The organism is Bradyrhizobium algeriense, from assembly GCF_036924595.1.
Lineage (GTDB): Bacteria > Pseudomonadota > Alphaproteobacteria > Rhizobiales > Xanthobacteraceae > Bradyrhizobium > Bradyrhizobium algeriense.
In genome coordinates, this window is the sequence record NZ_JAZHRV010000001.1 from 6,593,156 (window position 1) to 6,608,681 (window position 15,526).

The window sequence follows — 15,526 nt, forward strand, 5'->3', positions numbered from 1 at the left end:
TTGAGTGGAATCAGCTTGGCGTGAAGAATCCCCCTTAGAATACAGCAATATGGTTGCCGCACGGGGATGTGAATGCTATCCCGCGCCCCATGACAACTGCGCCCATCTCCAAGATCCGCAACTTCTCCATCGTCGCCCATATCGACCATGGCAAATCGACGCTGGCCGACCGCCTGATCCAGATGACCGGGGGCCTGACCGATCGCGAAATGGCGGGCAAGGAACAGGTGCTCGATTCCATGGATATCGAGCGCGAGCGCGGCATCACCATCAAGGCGCAGACGGTGCGGCTGAACTACCGCGCCAAGGACGGCAAGGACTACATCTTCAACCTGATGGACACGCCCGGCCATGTCGACTTCGCCTACGAAGTCTCGCGGTCGCTGGCGGCCTGCGAGGGGTCGCTGCTGGTGGTCGACGCCAGCCAGGGCGTCGAAGCGCAGACGCTCGCCAACGTCTATCAGGCGCTCGACAACAATCACGAGATCGTTCCTGTCCTCAACAAGGTCGACCTGCCCGCGGCCGAGCCCGAGAAGATAAGGCAGCAGATCGAGGACGTGATCGGCATCGATGCGTCGGATGCCGTGATGATCTCGGCCAAGACCGGCCTCGGTGTGCCCGACGTGCTGGAAGCGATCGTCACCCGCCTGCCGCCACCGAAGGGCGACCGCGATGCGACGCTGAAGGCGCTGCTGGTCGATAGCTGGTACGACGTCTATCTCGGCGTCGTCGTGCTCATTCGCGTGGTCGACGGCACCATGAAGAAGGGTAGCCGCATCCGCATGATGGGCACCAATGCGGCCTATGACGTCGAGCGCGTCGGCTTCTTCACGCCCAAGATGGAGCAGGTCGACGAGCTCGGCCCCGGCGAGATCGGCTTCATCACCGCGGCGATCAAGGAAGTGGCCGACACGAGAGTGGGCGACACCATCACCGACGACAAGAAGCCGGTTACCGAGATGCTGCCGGGCTTCAAGCCGGCGATCCCCGTCGTCTTCTGCGGCCTGTTCCCGGTCGACGCCAACGATTTCGAGACGCTGCGCGCGGCGATGGGCAAGCTACGGCTCAACGACGCCAGCTTCTCCTACGAGATGGAAACCTCGGCCGCGCTGGGCTTCGGCTTCCGCTGCGGCTTCCTGGGGCTCCTGCATCTGGAGATCATCCAGGAACGGCTGTCGCGCGAGTTCGACCTCAATCTGATCGCGACGGCGCCGAGCGTGATCTACAAGATGCACCTGACCGACGGCCAGGAGATCGAGATCCACAATCCCGTCGACATGCCTGATGTCGTCAAGATCGCCGATATCGAGGAGCCGTGGATCGAGGCGACGATCCTCACACCCGACGAATATCTCGGCAGCGTGCTGAAGCTCTGCCAGGACCGCCGCGGCGCGCAGAAGGAGCTGACCTATGTCGGCTCCCGCGCGATGGTGAAATACGACCTGCCGCTCAACGAGGTCGTGTTCGATTTCTACGACCGACTGAAATCGGTCTCCAAGGGCTATGCCTCGTTCGACTATCATCTGACCGATTACAAGGTGGCGGATCTCGTCAAGATGCAGATCCTTGTCAACAACGAGCCGGTAGACGCGCTGTCGATGCTGGTGCACCGGACCCGCGCGGAAGGGCGCGGCCGCGCCATGGTCGAGAAGATGAAGGAACTGATCCCGCCGCACATGTTCCAGATCCCGATCCAGGCCGCGATCGGCGGCAAGGTGATCGCCCGCGAAACCGTCCGCGCGCTGCGCAAGGACGTCACCGCCAAATGCTACGGCGGCGACATCACGCGCAAACGAAAACTTCTGGAGAAGCAGAAGGAAGGCAAGAAGAAGATGCGGCAGTTCGGCAAGGTCGACATCCCGCAGGAAGCGTTCATCGCGGCGTTGAAGGTGGATAGCTGAGGCGAGCGCTCAAACCGCCAAAGCATGATGAGATCAGGTCCGGCCTGAGGCGTCCGCGACTGGACAACAAAAATATCGAAAACAACCCCATGCAAAGTAGCCGGCGGGGCCGGCGCGACGTCCTTCGCATTTTAAGAAATCATTTGACGCGTCGGGCAAATCACCGGCACGATGCCATCATCGCCTGGGCGTGTGATCGGTGGTGCCCTTTCCGAACCATCGAACAGGCGCAATCCCGCCTCGCCCCGTTAGCCTGGCCTCGGCACCGGTTGCATTGGGGGCAGAGCGGACATCAAATGGCAGGTAAAGGCCGAAGGCTCGGTCTAAAATGACCCGTTTCGGACATGAGCATAGCCGGACATCGGCCCACAATCCTGCTATATAACCATTCAATTTCCCCGAGCCCGGGGGTCGATCTTGAGCAACGAGCACGTAGAGCGGCGACTGGCGGCTATTCTGGCGGCGGATGTCGCGGGCTCTTGCCGCTTAATAGGGATCGACGAAGAAGGCACGCTGGCGCAACTGAAAGCTCTCAGTAAGACGCTTTTCGATCCCAAAATCGCTGAGCATCACGGACGCATCGTCAAGAATACCGGGGACGGCGCTCTCGTTGAGTTCGCCAGCGTGGTCGATGCCATCCGATGCGCCGACGAAATCCAGCGCAGCATGGCGGAGCAAAATACCGATGTGCCGCAGGACAGGCGGATCGAATTTCGCATCGGCATTCACGTTGGTGATATTATCATCGCAGATGATGATATCTTTGGTGACGGCGTCAATATTGCGGTGCGTCTCGAAGGGATCGCGGAACCTGGCGGCGTCAGCATTTCAGACGATGCTCATCGGCAAGTTCGGGGCAAGATCGGTATCGATTATGACGATATGGGTCCGCAGGTATTGAAGAATATCGCCGATCCAATGCGCGTCTGGCGCGTGCGCACCGGCCCAAGCTTTTCGCCGGCAAAGCTAACAAAACCACCGATCGAGACTGCCCTGCCGCTCGCTCTCCCCGACAAACCCTCCATCGCTGTTCTGCCATTCACCAACATGAGCGGTGATCCGGAACAGGACTACTTCGCTGATGGAATGGTCGATGACATCATCACGGCGCTATCCCGGTTCAAGGCGCTGTTCGTCATCGCCCGCAATTCGAGCTTCACCTACAAGGGGCGCGCCGTTGACGTGAAGCAGATCGGGCGAAAACTAGGCGTGCGTTACGTGTTGGAAGGCAGCGTTCGCAAAGCAGCAAACCGAGTGCGCATCACGGGACAGCTCGTCGATGCCGCCACCGGCGCACATCTATGGGCGGACCGGTTTGATGGTGGTCTCGGCGACGTCTTCGATCTGCAGGATCAGGTGACCGAGAGCGTTGTCGGGGCGATCGCGCCAGCGCTGGAGAAAGCCGAGATCGAGCGTGCCAAGCGCAAGCCGACCGAGAGTCTCGACGCCTATGCCATCTATTTGCGCGGTTTGGCCAGGTTTTATCAGTTGCTGGCCGGCAAGTGAACGACGAGGCATTGCGCCTGTTCAACAACGCGATCGAGATCGACCCGGATTTTGCGTCGGCCTACGCTCGCGCCGCCTCTTGCTACGCCTATGCCAAGGGCAATGGCTGGATTTCAGGCACACCGAGCGAGATTGCCGAAGCGACGAGGCTCGCTCAGCGGGCGGTTGAGTTGGGCAAAGATGATGCGATGGCGCTCGCCGCCAGCGGGTGGGCATTAGCGCATGTTGTTCGCGATCTGGAGGCAGGGGCCGGCTTAATCGATCGCGCGCTTGTGCTCAATTCCAATCTGGCCGAGGCATGGTTTTACGGCGGCTGGGCAAAAAACTACCTCGGCGAGCCGGAGCTGGCGATCGAGCGCTTCGCGCGCGCCATGCGCTTGAGCCCACTTGATCCGCGGGCGTCAGCCGCGCGGGCTGGGACCGCGCATGCACATTTCTTCCTGGGCCGCTATGCCGAAGCGGCATCGTGGGTGGCAATGGCATTGCAGGACAACTATCAACCTGGATTACGGATCGCCGCCGCAAGCAATGCGATGGCCGGACGCCCGGAGCAAGCACGTCAGGCCGTGGCTCGGGTGCGGCAACTCAACCCCACGCTATGTGTTTCCACTCTAAAAGACGTAGTGGGCCCTTTTAGGCGGGCGGTAGACCTCTCGCGATTTGAAGAAGGATTGCGGCGAGCCGGGCTGCCGGAATGACCATCGCAGCCAGGTGCTCAGCCGTGGTGACGAGGAATAATGGCGTGACTTCTGCTGTTGGCCCTAAGCCGAACACCGCACAAGCCTTTGTCATGTCGGCTGGCAGGGGCAGACCGGACGCCGGTCCATGCTCGCATCTACCGCCGCTTGTGACCCTTTGCGGACATATCGAAATCAAAAAAGACCGAAAAGGCCGAGACGAGAAGCGCTGCGGCTCAACTACGGAAGTCCTTTTGTCATCGTAAAGGGATTGAACCCACGTTCCGCGAGGGCAGCCCACGAAGCTGCGCCAAGATGTGACAATCGGAAATAGAGTCGCGGCTTGGTCGGGTCGGTGTCCAACACGAACCCAGTCGGTAACTCGCGGACAGTCGTGGCATAGAACCCACCATCGGGCGATCTCTGGGATTCGACTACAGCGATCAACGAGTCTGCTCTCCCAGTCCTGCCGAGCAATTTCATCAAGAGAGCCATTTGGCCCGTTCCTTCGGTCCACACACCGTCCCGGTCTTCACCGTAAGAAAAACCCTCATCGACACTCATTCGCTGTTCGGCGGTCGTAATTGCCGATGCAAATTTCTCGACCGCTCCGTGGAGCGCTATTAAAGGCCAGACCTGAGCATCGAGAGCCAAAATCGGATTGTGCGTGACGCCGTCTTCAGCGGTACCTGCGGCGAAACAGGCGCATGCCGAATCCCACATCGTATTTATGAAGTGCTCAGCAGCCGTTGCCTTATCACGCCAGCGCGAATCGCCTGTACGGATCGCAAGAAGGCCAAACGCGGCGGCGAGGTCAGTATTATGTTCAGTCGATTTCCACGTCCGCACTTCCGGCGTCGGTTCGTGCCCAAACGTACCGCCCGTGAAACCGCCAGTACCGCGCGTATCGGCCCATTGCGCGACCCAGGCGCCAAGCCGTGCTGCACCATCGCGGAACCGAGAGCCGGTGTTCACATCATCAATCGACAGCAACGCCAACATGGCCCATGCCATGTTACCATTATCGCTGCCCACCTGATATCGATCCTCTAACCATTTGTTCTGAGTATTGTCCCACCACCCCGGAAGTTTGACGGGGCCATTCGCCACCACACCCGCGGCGTAAGCGTTCCGGAGCCGTCCATCATGCCAGATGCGGTCGTTATCGATGGCCCAGAGAATCGCCGAGCCAATCCGATACGCTTTGTCCTGCTCACCGCAACCGACCAATGCGATGGCGGCTACCGCATTGTCATAGAGATAGGCGGCGGCATGGAGAGGCCCCGATTCGACGGTCGGATAGCTGGGTAGGAACAACGGTCCCGATGGCGGTGCCTTATCAATTAGACCAGCGAGGTATCCGCACGCTGACGCTTTTGGTGCTACGGAAGCCTGTAGTGGAGCGGCGGCCATCATGATTGTGAAAGTCGTGACAATCGAGGTGTGAAGACAGAGCCCGCGATAACGGTAGAAACAGTAAGTAATTGGTTCCGGTAGCATTTCGCTGCCTCTCGTGTCTTTTCAACCAAGATAGACTTTGGGATATAGGGAAGATAGCAGGTCAGGATCGAGTAAAAAATCGTGCCTTCATCTTCATGGCAGTTTATGGCCCATCGCGTCGTATCGCTGCTACGCAGCAACCACGTCGCTTTGATAGCAAAGCACTTCGGCACGCACGCCGCCAGATTTATGATAAGTACACGGCCTAATCTGGTCTTCTCCAAAGCGCGCCACGCCAGGACCGTGCGGGCGCTGCGCAACGACCCTATGCAAGTAGCCGGTGACCGCCGGCGTAATACTTTGCGAACTTTCCGAAATTGACAGATCGGCAAATTAGCGGCACGACGCCATCATCGCAGCGCATGTGCTCGTTAGGGACTTCTGGAGAAGAACGCAATAAGATGCGGCAGTACGGCAGGGTCGACATCCCGCAGCAAGCCTTCATCGCGGCGCCGAAGGTGGATAGCTGAGGCGGATTGAACGGGCGGGCGGCTTAAGTGAACGCCGCGGTCTCCTCATCTACCAAACGCTCCAGCGCGACCTTCGAGGCGCGTTGATCGCTGACCAGCTTTTTCGCCATCGCGAGCCGCGTGATCGTCCGCACCACCGCAGTCGCCACGGGATTGGGGCCTTCGGGCTTCGCGCAGCGTAGCGACAGATGCGTGCCACCGTTTTCGAGCGGCGTGAGTTCCGCCATCTGCCTCACGACGGCGCCCATCGGGAGGTGGATATGCCAGGTGACGTAGTCGAACGGCCGCCAGTCGACGATATCGTGCACCGTCGAATCCTTGCCATGGGCGCAATGCTGCGTCGCTCCCAGCCCGATCCGCCCCCGGGCAAGTCCGGTCATCGTCATGCCGTCGATGCCGTGCTGCCAGCGGATCTTCTTCTCGATGTCGGTGACATAGGCCCAGGCAATCGCCGGCGGCACCGGCAGGTCACATTCCATCGATTCGAAAGCCAAGGGCTCGTCGTGCTGCACCACAACGCGGCGCGTCGTGCGCCATCGCGCAAAGATTGGGGCTAGATCGTAGACGTAACAAACCGTGTCGCCGAACTCGCCAAGGTTCTCGACATGACGGATCGCACTAGCGAAGAAATCCGGCAGGCCGATCGCGTTTGCCGCCTGCTCCGTCACCAGCGCGTAAGCCTTGATGCCGGTCGCCGCCGTCACTGAGTTCTTCATCAGCCGGTGCAGACGGATCACCTCCGCGCCCTGCAGTTCGGTACGTCCCGCCATCTCCTGCGTGGCATAGGTGCCGTGATGCAGGAAGAATTTCAGATCGAGCTGGTTCATGTTGCGGCATGCGTTGCAGGTGCATGTCGTGTTCAGGCGCATGGCGCCGAGCGTATTGGCAAAACTGCAATAGATGCGTTCGATCGCATCGAGCGGAAACTGGCGCTGCGGCAGATTCGCGTCGGGCAGATAGGTCAGCACCGCGTCGCCCTGCAGGTTGGACAGGATGATTGGCGGCTTGATCTCGGCAAAAATGCTCTTGAACAGCGCATCGAGAATTCCCTGCGCATGCTCGAGCTCGGAGCGAGTGAGGAACATGGTGTAGCCGGTAATATCGGCAATGAGCAGAAAGCCCTGTTGCGCCATGGCGTGTACTCCCGGAGGATTACGACGCGAAATGCGGCCAGTTTAGCAGAAAGTTGCGGTCCGCGCGCCGGAGAATGAGAGGTATTCCCGTCCCCGCCTTGCTCCGCGAGGCTCGATAAGCCACCATCCTCCTGCTCAGATCATAACTACAAAAGAGCGAAGGAAACGCATGAGCAAGTCCTCCGGATTTTCCTACGGCTGGGTCGTCGTCGCTGTGGGCGCGCTGATGACATGCGTCGCGTTCGGGTCGATGCTGTCGCTGGCCGTGTTCCTGCAGCCGATTTCGGAAGCGATGGGCTGGTCGCGCAGCGGCGTCTCGGCGGCGGCCACGATCGACTTTCTTGCGATGGGGGTGGCGGCGTTCTTCTGGGGCGCCTTGTCCGACCGGTTTGGTACCCGCACCGTCGTGCTATCAGGCACGCTGTTGCTGGGAGCCGGCTTGATCGCGGCGAGCCAGGCCACCATGCTCTGGCAATTTCAGTTGGCGTTCGGCGTCCTGATCGGGATTGCCGCCGGCAGTTTCTACGCGCCGATGATGGCAGCCGCGAGCGCCTGGATCGAGGATCAGCGCAGCCTCGCGGTTGCGCTGGTGTCGGCTGGCATGGGCGTGGCGCCGCTGACGGTTGCGCCGTTCGCGAGCTGGCTGATCACCACTTACGACTGGCGCACGGCGATGCTGGTGATCGGCATCGTGGCACTGGCGCTGCTGATTCCGGCTTCGCTGCTGGTGCGCCCGGCGCCGCAGGCCGCGGCGTCTGCAACAGCAGGCGTGGACGGCGCGCCTGACGTGCAGTGGACGGCCGCTCAGGCATTCAAAACCCCGCAATTCATCACGCTCGCGCTCGCGCATTTCGCCTGCTGCGCGGCGCATTCGGGGCCGATCTTCCACATGGTGAGCTACGCCATGGTCTGCGGCATCGCGCCGCTAACCGCCGTCACCGTCTATAGTCTTGCCGGGTTCTCCGGTCTTGGCGGCCGTCTGCTGCTTGGCGCGCTGGCCGATCGAATCGGTGCCAAGCACGTATTGGTCGGCGGCCTGTTCGTGCAGGCCTTGTCGGTCGCGAGCTATCTCGCCGTCGGCCAGCTCGGCGAATTCTATGCGCTGTCGGTGGTGTTCGGCCTCGCCTATGGCGGCGTGATGCCGCTCTACGCGGTTCTGGTGCGCGAATATTTCGGCGCGCGGATCATGGGCACAGTGTTCGGCGCCGTCTCCGCCTTTGCGAGCCTTGGCATGGCGCTGGGGCCGTTGGCCGGCGGATGGGTGTTCGACACCTTCCACGCCTATAACTGGCTCTATGTCGGCTCTTTTGCGATCGGAATAGCGGCGGTAGCGGTAGCGCTCAGCTTCCCGTCGACAAAGCGGCCATCGCAGCCGTCGCTGGGTCTCGGCCGCGCAGCGGCGTGAGGAGGAAGCCGGAAGACTGCCTGTCCACGCCGCCTTGATCGGCGGCGGCGGATGGGCCACCATCACTGTTGCTCCGGAGAACAAGAAAACGCGAGGAAGCATGAACAAGCCTCCCGGCATCGACCTGGTCGAGCGCGCGCGGGCACTCGCGCCGCTGATCGCTCGCGACGCCGACGAGATCGAGCGGACGCGGCGGCTGACATCAGCGGTGACACAGGCGCTGATCGAGAACGGGCTTTATCGCGCGCTGCTGCCGAAGAGTTTTGGCGGCATCGAGGCTTCGCTGGAAGCGTTCATGCAGATGCAGGAGGAGATCGCCAAGGCCGATGCCTCGACCGCGTGGTGCCTTGGCCAGTGCAGCGTCTGCGCCATGACCGCGGCCTATCTCGATCCTGATGCGGCCAACGAGATCTTCAATGTCGCACCCGGCATTCTGGCCTGGGGCGCGATCAATCATGAAGTGCAGGCGGTTCCGGGCGGCTACAAGGCGAGCGCGCGCTGGGATTTTGCCTCCGGATCGCGGCAGGCAAGCTGGCTGGGCGCCCATGTCCGCGTCGTCGAGGCCGATGGCACGCCGCGGCGCAAGCCGGATGGTTCGCCGGAGATCCGCACCATCCTGTTTCCGGTGACCAGCGCCACGATGTACGACGTCTGGGAGGTGATCGGCCTGCGCGGCACCGGCACCGATTCCTATTCGGTCGACAATCTCTTCATACCCGAAAAATTCGCAGCACTTCGCGACGAACCGCAAGCCCGGCGCGAAAACGGGCCGCTGTACAAGCTTTCCACCAACATGGTGTTCGGCATGGGCTTTGCAGCAACCTCGCTCGGCGTCGCCCGCGCGACGCTTGATGCGGCGATCGACCTTGCCCGCGCCAAGACCCCGCAGGCGCAGAAGCCGATGCGCGACAACAATGCCGTGCAGGGATTGATCGGCCGCACCGAGGCGAGCCTGCGTGCCGCGCGCGCCTATCTCTACGCGACCGCGGCCGAAGTCTGGCGCGACCTTTCGCGCGGCGAGGCCACCACGGAGGCGCATCGCATCGCGCTTCGCATTGCCACCACCTGGACCATCCATCAATCGGCGGCCGTGGTTGACACCGCCTATCACATGGCCGGCGCCACGGCCGTGTTCAACGCCAACAAGTTCGAGCGCCGCTTTCGCGACATGCACGCGATCGCGCAACAGATCCAGGGCCGCGACGCCCATTATGAAGATGCCGGCAAGGCAATCCTGTCAGGCAATCTCGATACACCGCCGACGATGCGGTAACGGATTCTTAATCCGTAGTTCTACGGACCGGCTCGCACCCCTGTTGTTAAATAATTCATGAAATCTCTTAACGAGCCTCGTCCGCTGGAGCTTCCGTATTTCTCATGTTCAAAATTCGTTCGATCGCCGTTCGGCTGATCCTCGCCATTTCGCTGACGGTAGCCGTCGCCTGCGGCATCCTTGGAACCTTCTCGATCATCCAGCAACGCTCGCTAACGCAGCTCGCACTCGATCAGCAGCTCAAACTGCAATACGACAGCGTCATCGCCGCCATCGACTATGAGGGGCGCGCCGCGCTTGCGGTCTCAACCGTGATCGCATCCTTGCCGCCGGTCGCTGACGCCATAGCAAAGGGCGACCGCGACGGATTAGGCAAGCTGCTTGGCGAGGCCATGGAGCCGATGAAGGCGCAAGGCATCCCGTTGATTTCGTTCTGGCGGGCGCCCGCGATTTCCTTTTACCGCGTCCATGCGCCGAAGGTGTTCGACGACGATGCTTCCGCGCGGCGTTCCACGGTGGTCGAAGCGATAAAGACCGGCAAAACCATCGTCGGCGTCGAGCCCGGTCGCGAGGCGCTCTCGATCTTCGGCATGACGCCGATCGTGCGCGACGGCAAGACGCTGGCCAATGTCGACGTCGGCGCCGCCTTCGGCAAGGAATTCGTCGATCGCGCCAAGAAGCGCTTTGGCATCGACCTTGCGGTCTATTCGTTCGACGGCAAGGACTTCAAGAAGCTATCCTCGACCTTCGGCGACGAAGTGGTCGCGACATCAGGCGAATTGAAGGGCGTGTTCGACGGCCAGCCGTTGCGCCGGGACGCCACGATCGGCGGACGCCCCTCCGCGCTCTATCTCGGGCAGATCAAGAATTACGCCGGCCAGCCGGTCGGCATTCTGGAAGTCATCAAGGATACGACCGAGTACGAGGCCGCAGCGGCGAACTCGCAGCGCAACCTTATCCTCGGCACGATCGCGATCCTGTTTGGCGCAATCGTGCTGGCGTTCCTGCTCGGTCGCGGCCTGTCGCGCCCATTGGCCGCGATCACCGCGGTCATGAACCGCCTTTCCGGCGGCGAGATCGACGTCACGATCCCCGGCAGCGAGCGCCGGGATGAACTCGGCACCATGGCGAGCGCAGTCGACGTGTTCCGCCGCAGCATGATCGAGTCGCGCAGCATGCGCGAGGCGCAGGAGGCCACCAAGCAGCAGTCCGAACTCGAGAAGAAGGCGCTGCAGCGTCAGATGGCCGATCGTTTCGAGACCGACGTCAAGAGCGTCGTCGCCACGGTCGCCCGCGCAACCACCGAGATGCAGCGTGTGGCCGGCGAGATCGCGACCAGCGTGAACGGCACCTCGCAGCGGGCCGCCGCAGCCGCAGCCGCCTCCGACGAGGCGTCTGGCAGCGTCAACGCGGTTGCCGCCGCGACCGAACAACTGGCATCCTCGGTGGCCGAGATCGGCCGTCAGGTCACCCATTCCAGCCAGGTCGCCGACAACGCCGTGGTCAAGGCCGGACAGACCACCGAAATGGTGAGCAGCCTGGCCTCGGCCGCCGAAAAGATCGGCGATGTGCTTCGCCTGATCGGGGCGATTGCCAGCCAGACCAATTTGCTGGCGCTGAACGCGACCATCGAGGCCGCGCGTGCCGGCGAGGCCGGCAGAGGCTTTGCCGTCGTCGCATCGGAGGTCAAGGGGCTCGCCAGCCAGACCGCGAAGGCGACCGAGGAAATCGCCGGACAGGTGGCTGCAATCCAGTCGGCCACCGGTGACTGCGTCACGGCGATCAGCGGCATCAGCGACACCATCCGCGAAATCAGCGCGATCGCCACCACCATCGCCGCAGCCGTGGAAGAGCAGGATTCGGCGACGCGGGAAATCGCCCGCAGCGTACAGCAGGCCGCCACCGGCACCGGCGAAGTCTCGCTCAACGTGACCGGCGCCAGCCAGTCCGCCAACCAGTCCCGGACACTGGCCGATAACGTGGCGACCGCGACCAACCAGCTCAGCCAGCAGGCCGATGCGCTGAATAAAAGCGTCGACACGTTCCTGGCGGGCCTGCGCGACGCCGCGTAGTCATTCGAAACGGCAGGCCGTCTCCCGTCGCGTTCGGAACCCCCTCGCTGGGCCTGCGTTGCTTCTTCAGCAGCCGCAACAACGAGGGAGATACGGCATGCCCCGTGGTGACAAGTCCAGCTACACGAACAAACAGAAACGCAAGGCCGAGTATATCGAGGAAGGCTACGAGAAGCGCGGCATCAGCAAGGACGAAGCCGAGCGGCGCGCCTGGGCGACCGTCAACAAGGAAACCGGCGGCGGCAACAAGAGCGGCTCGGGCCGCGGCGTCAAGGACACCAATGTGGCGGCGAAAAAGGGCGGCCGGATCGGCGGGCCGCGTGGTGGCAAGGCCGCTGCGAGCCGGCCCGCAGCGGCGCGATCGCGCTCGGCCAAGAAGGCGGCTGCAACGCGCAAACGAAAGACGGCCGCGAGATCCAGCGCCCGCAAGACGACACGATCCGGTGCTCGCAAGACGACGCGGACAGGCGCACGCAAGGCTGCGCGGAAGCGCTAGCCGCCACTAGTCGCTTCCGGCTGTCTGTCCGTGCTATGGGTTGTGCGAGCGGCTGATATACACGGAAGGACGGATGAAGAGGCCGACAGCGAAGAAAGCCACAAAGCGCGCCGTTGCGCGGCCGCGCGGGCATTTTGCAGAGCCCGCGGTGGATGCGATCTTCAGTGCCTACCCCAATCCGGTCAAATCAAAGCTGCTGGCGCTGCGCCGGCTGATCTTCGATACCGCTGATACCACCGAAGGCGTCGGCGCGCTGGACGAGACGCTGAAATGGGGGCAGCCGAGCTATCTCACCAACGAGAGCAAGAGCGGCAGCACGATCCGGATCGACCAGGTGAAGGCGGAAGCCGGCCAATACGCCGTCTATTTTCACTGCCAGACCGATCTGGTCGAGACCTTTCGCGAGCTTTATCCGGAACTGCGCTATGGCGGCAACCGCAGCATTCTGCTCGACGCCGGCGAGAAGCTGCCCGAGGCGGCGCTACGCCACTGCGTCGCGCTGGCGCTGACGTATCACGCGAGGAAGAAGGCGGGACGAGTGAAGTAGCCTCCTCCGTCATTGCGAGCGAAGCGAAGCAATCCATCTCACCAGACGCTGAGCGGTTGGATTGCTTCTCGCTTCAGCGCAAAATTGCTACGACAATTTTGTCGCGAGCTCCTCGCGATGACGGCTGCGAAAGTAGCGCCAGCTTCACGCCACCAGCGCCGCGCCCGCCGGCGAGCTCCAGTTGCCCTGCGTCTTCAACAGGCCCACGATCTCCGCATTGGGCCGCGCGCGGCTGAACAGAAAGCCCTGCCCCTCGTGGCATCCCTCGTTGCGCAGGCAGTTTACTTCGGCTTCGGTCTCGACGCCTTCCGCCGTGATGGTGACGCCCAGGCCCTTGCCGAGGCTGATGATCGAACGCACGATCGCCTGCGCGTCGGGGTTGGCGGCGAGGTCGCGCACGAAGGACTGGTCGATCTTGATCTTGTCGAACGGAAAGCTGCGCAGATAGCTCAGGCTGGAATAGCCGGTGCCGAAATCGTCCATCGAGATGCGAACGCCGAGCGCACGCAGCGCATGCAGCGTCGCCAGCACCTCGCTGCTCTTTTCCAGGAGCAGCGTCTCGGTGATCTCGAGCTCCAGGCGTCTCGCCGGCAGGCCGGATTGCTTCAGCGTATCCGTTACCAGTGACAAGAGATTGCCGAGGCGGAACTGCAGCGGCGACAGGTTGACTGCGACGTGGACGTCGTCGGGCCATTGCGCCGCATCCGTGCAGGCGCGCCGCAGCATCAAACCGCCGACCGCGTTGATCAGTCCAGTCTCCTCCGCAACGGGAATGAATTCGGCCGGCGAGATCATGCCGCGCTCGGGGTGCGGCCAACGCACCAGCGCTTCGAAGCCGGTGATGCGCCCGCTCGAAAGATCGACCAGCGGCTGGTAATAGGGCCGCAGCGTATCGCCCTGGACGGCCTCGCGCAGCTCGGTTTCGATCTTGCGGCGGGACTGGGCGCGCGCGTCCATTCCGGCCTCAAAGAACGAGAATGTGCCGCGCGAATCGTTCTTGGCGCGCGACAATGCGAGGTCGGCGTTCTTCAAAAGCTTCTCGGATTCATCGCCGTCGCCGGGCGACATCGCAATGCCGACGCTGGCGCCGATCACGACCGAATGCCCGTCCAGAAGATAGGGATCGCCGATGGCGTCCAGGAGGCGCCTCGCCAGGAACGCTGCATCCTCAGGCCGCGTCACCCCGCTCTGGACGATGGCGAATTCGTCGGAGTTGAGCCGGGCCAGCACATCGTCGTCGCGCAGCATCGATCGCAATCGTTTGCCGACGCCGCGCAGGAGCTTGTCGCCGATGCCATGGCCGAGCGTATCGTTGACCGCCTTGAAATGGTCGAGGCCGAGCACGAGCACCGCCACCTGCTCGGCGTTGCGGCGTGTGCGCAGCAGGATGTCGTCCATCTGCTGACGCAGCAAATTGCGGTTCGGCAGTCCCGTCAGGCCGTCGTGCTGGGCCATGAAGGTCAGCCGCGCCTCGGCGCGTTTGCGTTCGGTGGTGTCCATCAGCGCCAGCAGGGCCGCAGGCCGATCGCCGTAAACGAGCTGGCGCGAATAGATCGCCAGATCGATCAGCGTACCGTCGGCCCTGACGTGCTTCCAGGTTCGCGCCGCGCGCTCGTCGCCGGTCCACGGCAGTTCGGCGTCGAAGGCCTGCAGGCTGCGGATCGTCAGCTTCTCGAATTCGCCGCGGCTGTAACCGTAGTGCTGGATCGCAGCGTCGTTGACGGCGAGAATGCGTTCGTCACCCAGCGCGCAGACGATCATCGGAACCGGATTGCTGTCGAACAGCAGCCGGAACGAAGCCTCGCGCTGCTTCAATTCGGTGATATCGACGCGCAGGCCGATGATGCCGCCATCCTCGGTCAGGCGCTCATCGATCAGGATGACGCGGCCATCGGCCAGCGTCTGCTCATGCCGCGCGCCCGGCTGGTACATCTTCTTGAGCCGCGCGGCGATCCATTCTTCCTCGCGGCCGATCGCTTCCGGGTAGTCGCCGCGCGCGACGCCGAGGCGGATCGTATCCTCCAGCCGCGCGCCGGGCTTGAACAGGTCCGAACTGCGGCGGTACATCTCCGCATATTTCTTGTTCCAGAGAATATAGCGGCCTTCGGCATCGAGAAACACGACGCCCTGCGGCAGGATGTCGATCGCCTCGCACAAGCGCTCGTGCGATTTGCGCGCCTCGGCAAGCGCTGCGTCGACCTCGGCGCGCTTGCGCGCGATCTCGCCGGCCGCGGCGGACAGGCGACGCTCGCGTTTGGCTGATGGCTTGGGCACGGGTTTTGCCGGACGACCGCGAAAGCGGACAATCGCCGCCTGCTTGGGCTTCCCTAGAGTTCTTCGCTTCTTCGTCGACATCGCTAGGCCTACCCCGCGCATTGCTGCGGGCGATGTTTGCAGAAAAGTGTCTGAAAAAAAGGTATCTCCTGCCGCATAAAGGGCTCGTGCGCGCCCGCATTCACTGCCCGCCGGAAAGGCGGACGCACGCTCTGCGTGTATCGCTTTTGACGAAAATCGCAAGTTAGCAGGGCAAAATCGTCGCGCTCGCG

The 15,526-nt window shown here is 62.5% G+C and carries 9 protein-coding genes and 1 pseudogene; 7 read left to right on the forward strand and 3 right to left on the reverse strand.

The features are described from left to right. Nucleotides 1-89: 89 nt before the first annotated feature. Both lepA and V1286_RS31785 read left to right on the forward strand, forming a co-directional pair. Nucleotides 90-1,901, forward strand: a complete 1,812-nt coding sequence (lepA, locus tag V1286_RS31780; RefSeq protein WP_334486504.1) for a translation elongation factor 4 — start codon at nt 90-92, stop codon at nt 1,899-1,901. A gap of 456 nt (nt 1,902-2,357) precedes the next feature. Continuing rightward, nucleotides 2,358-4,105, forward strand: a pseudogene (locus V1286_RS31785) (adenylate/guanylate cyclase domain-containing protein). A 219-nt stretch (nt 4,106-4,324) separates the two neighbouring features. On the opposite strand, the gene V1286_RS31790 reads toward V1286_RS31785, so the two are convergent. Beyond that, nucleotides 4,325-5,584, reverse strand: coding sequence for a hypothetical protein (locus V1286_RS31790; protein WP_334486506.1), 1,260 nt, complete (start codon nt 5,582-5,584; stop codon nt 4,325-4,327). Nucleotides 5,585-6,077: 493 nt separating this feature from the next. After that, on the reverse strand, nt 6,078-7,187 hold the full coding sequence (locus tag V1286_RS31795; RefSeq protein WP_334486509.1) for a DUF2652 domain-containing protein: 1,110 nt from the start codon (nt 7,185-7,187) through the stop codon (nt 6,078-6,080). Between the two features lie 169 nt (nt 7,188-7,356). Between V1286_RS31795 and V1286_RS31800 the strand changes: the two genes are divergently transcribed. From V1286_RS31800 to V1286_RS31820, 5 genes are all read left to right on the forward strand, one after another. Next, on the forward strand, nt 7,357-8,592 hold the full coding sequence (locus V1286_RS31800) for an MFS transporter (protein WP_334486511.1): 1,236 nt from the start codon (nt 7,357-7,359) through the stop codon (nt 8,590-8,592). Between the two features lie 100 nt (nt 8,593-8,692). Beyond that, the gene (locus V1286_RS31805; protein WP_334486513.1) at nt 8,693-9,865 is read left to right on the forward strand and encodes an acyl-CoA dehydrogenase family protein; all 1,173 of its coding nucleotides are present in this window, start codon (nt 8,693-8,695) and stop codon (nt 9,863-9,865) included. Between the two features lie 104 nt (nt 9,866-9,969). Then, nucleotides 9,970-11,937, forward strand: a complete 1,968-nt coding sequence (locus V1286_RS31810; protein WP_334486515.1) for a methyl-accepting chemotaxis protein — start codon at nt 9,970-9,972, stop codon at nt 11,935-11,937. Between the two features lie 97 nt (nt 11,938-12,034). Beyond that, nucleotides 12,035-12,433 (forward strand): hypothetical protein, encoded by a 399-nt coding sequence (locus V1286_RS31815; RefSeq protein WP_334486517.1) that lies wholly within the window; start codon nt 12,035-12,037, stop codon nt 12,431-12,433. Between the two features lie 73 nt (nt 12,434-12,506). After that, nucleotides 12,507-12,980 carry a DUF1801 domain-containing protein gene (locus V1286_RS31820; protein ID WP_334486521.1) on the forward strand — a complete coding sequence of 158 codons (474 nt, stop codon included), beginning with the start codon at nt 12,507-12,509 and terminating at the stop codon, nt 12,978-12,980. A 144-nt stretch (nt 12,981-13,124) separates the two neighbouring features. Here the strand turns inward: V1286_RS31820 and V1286_RS31825 are convergent, their stop codons facing one another. Then, the gene (locus tag V1286_RS31825; RefSeq protein ID WP_334486524.1) at nt 13,125-15,335 is read right to left on the reverse strand and encodes a putative bifunctional diguanylate cyclase/phosphodiesterase; all 2,211 of its coding nucleotides are present in this window, start codon (nt 15,333-15,335) and stop codon (nt 13,125-13,127) included. Nucleotides 15,336-15,526 lie beyond the last annotated feature (191 nt).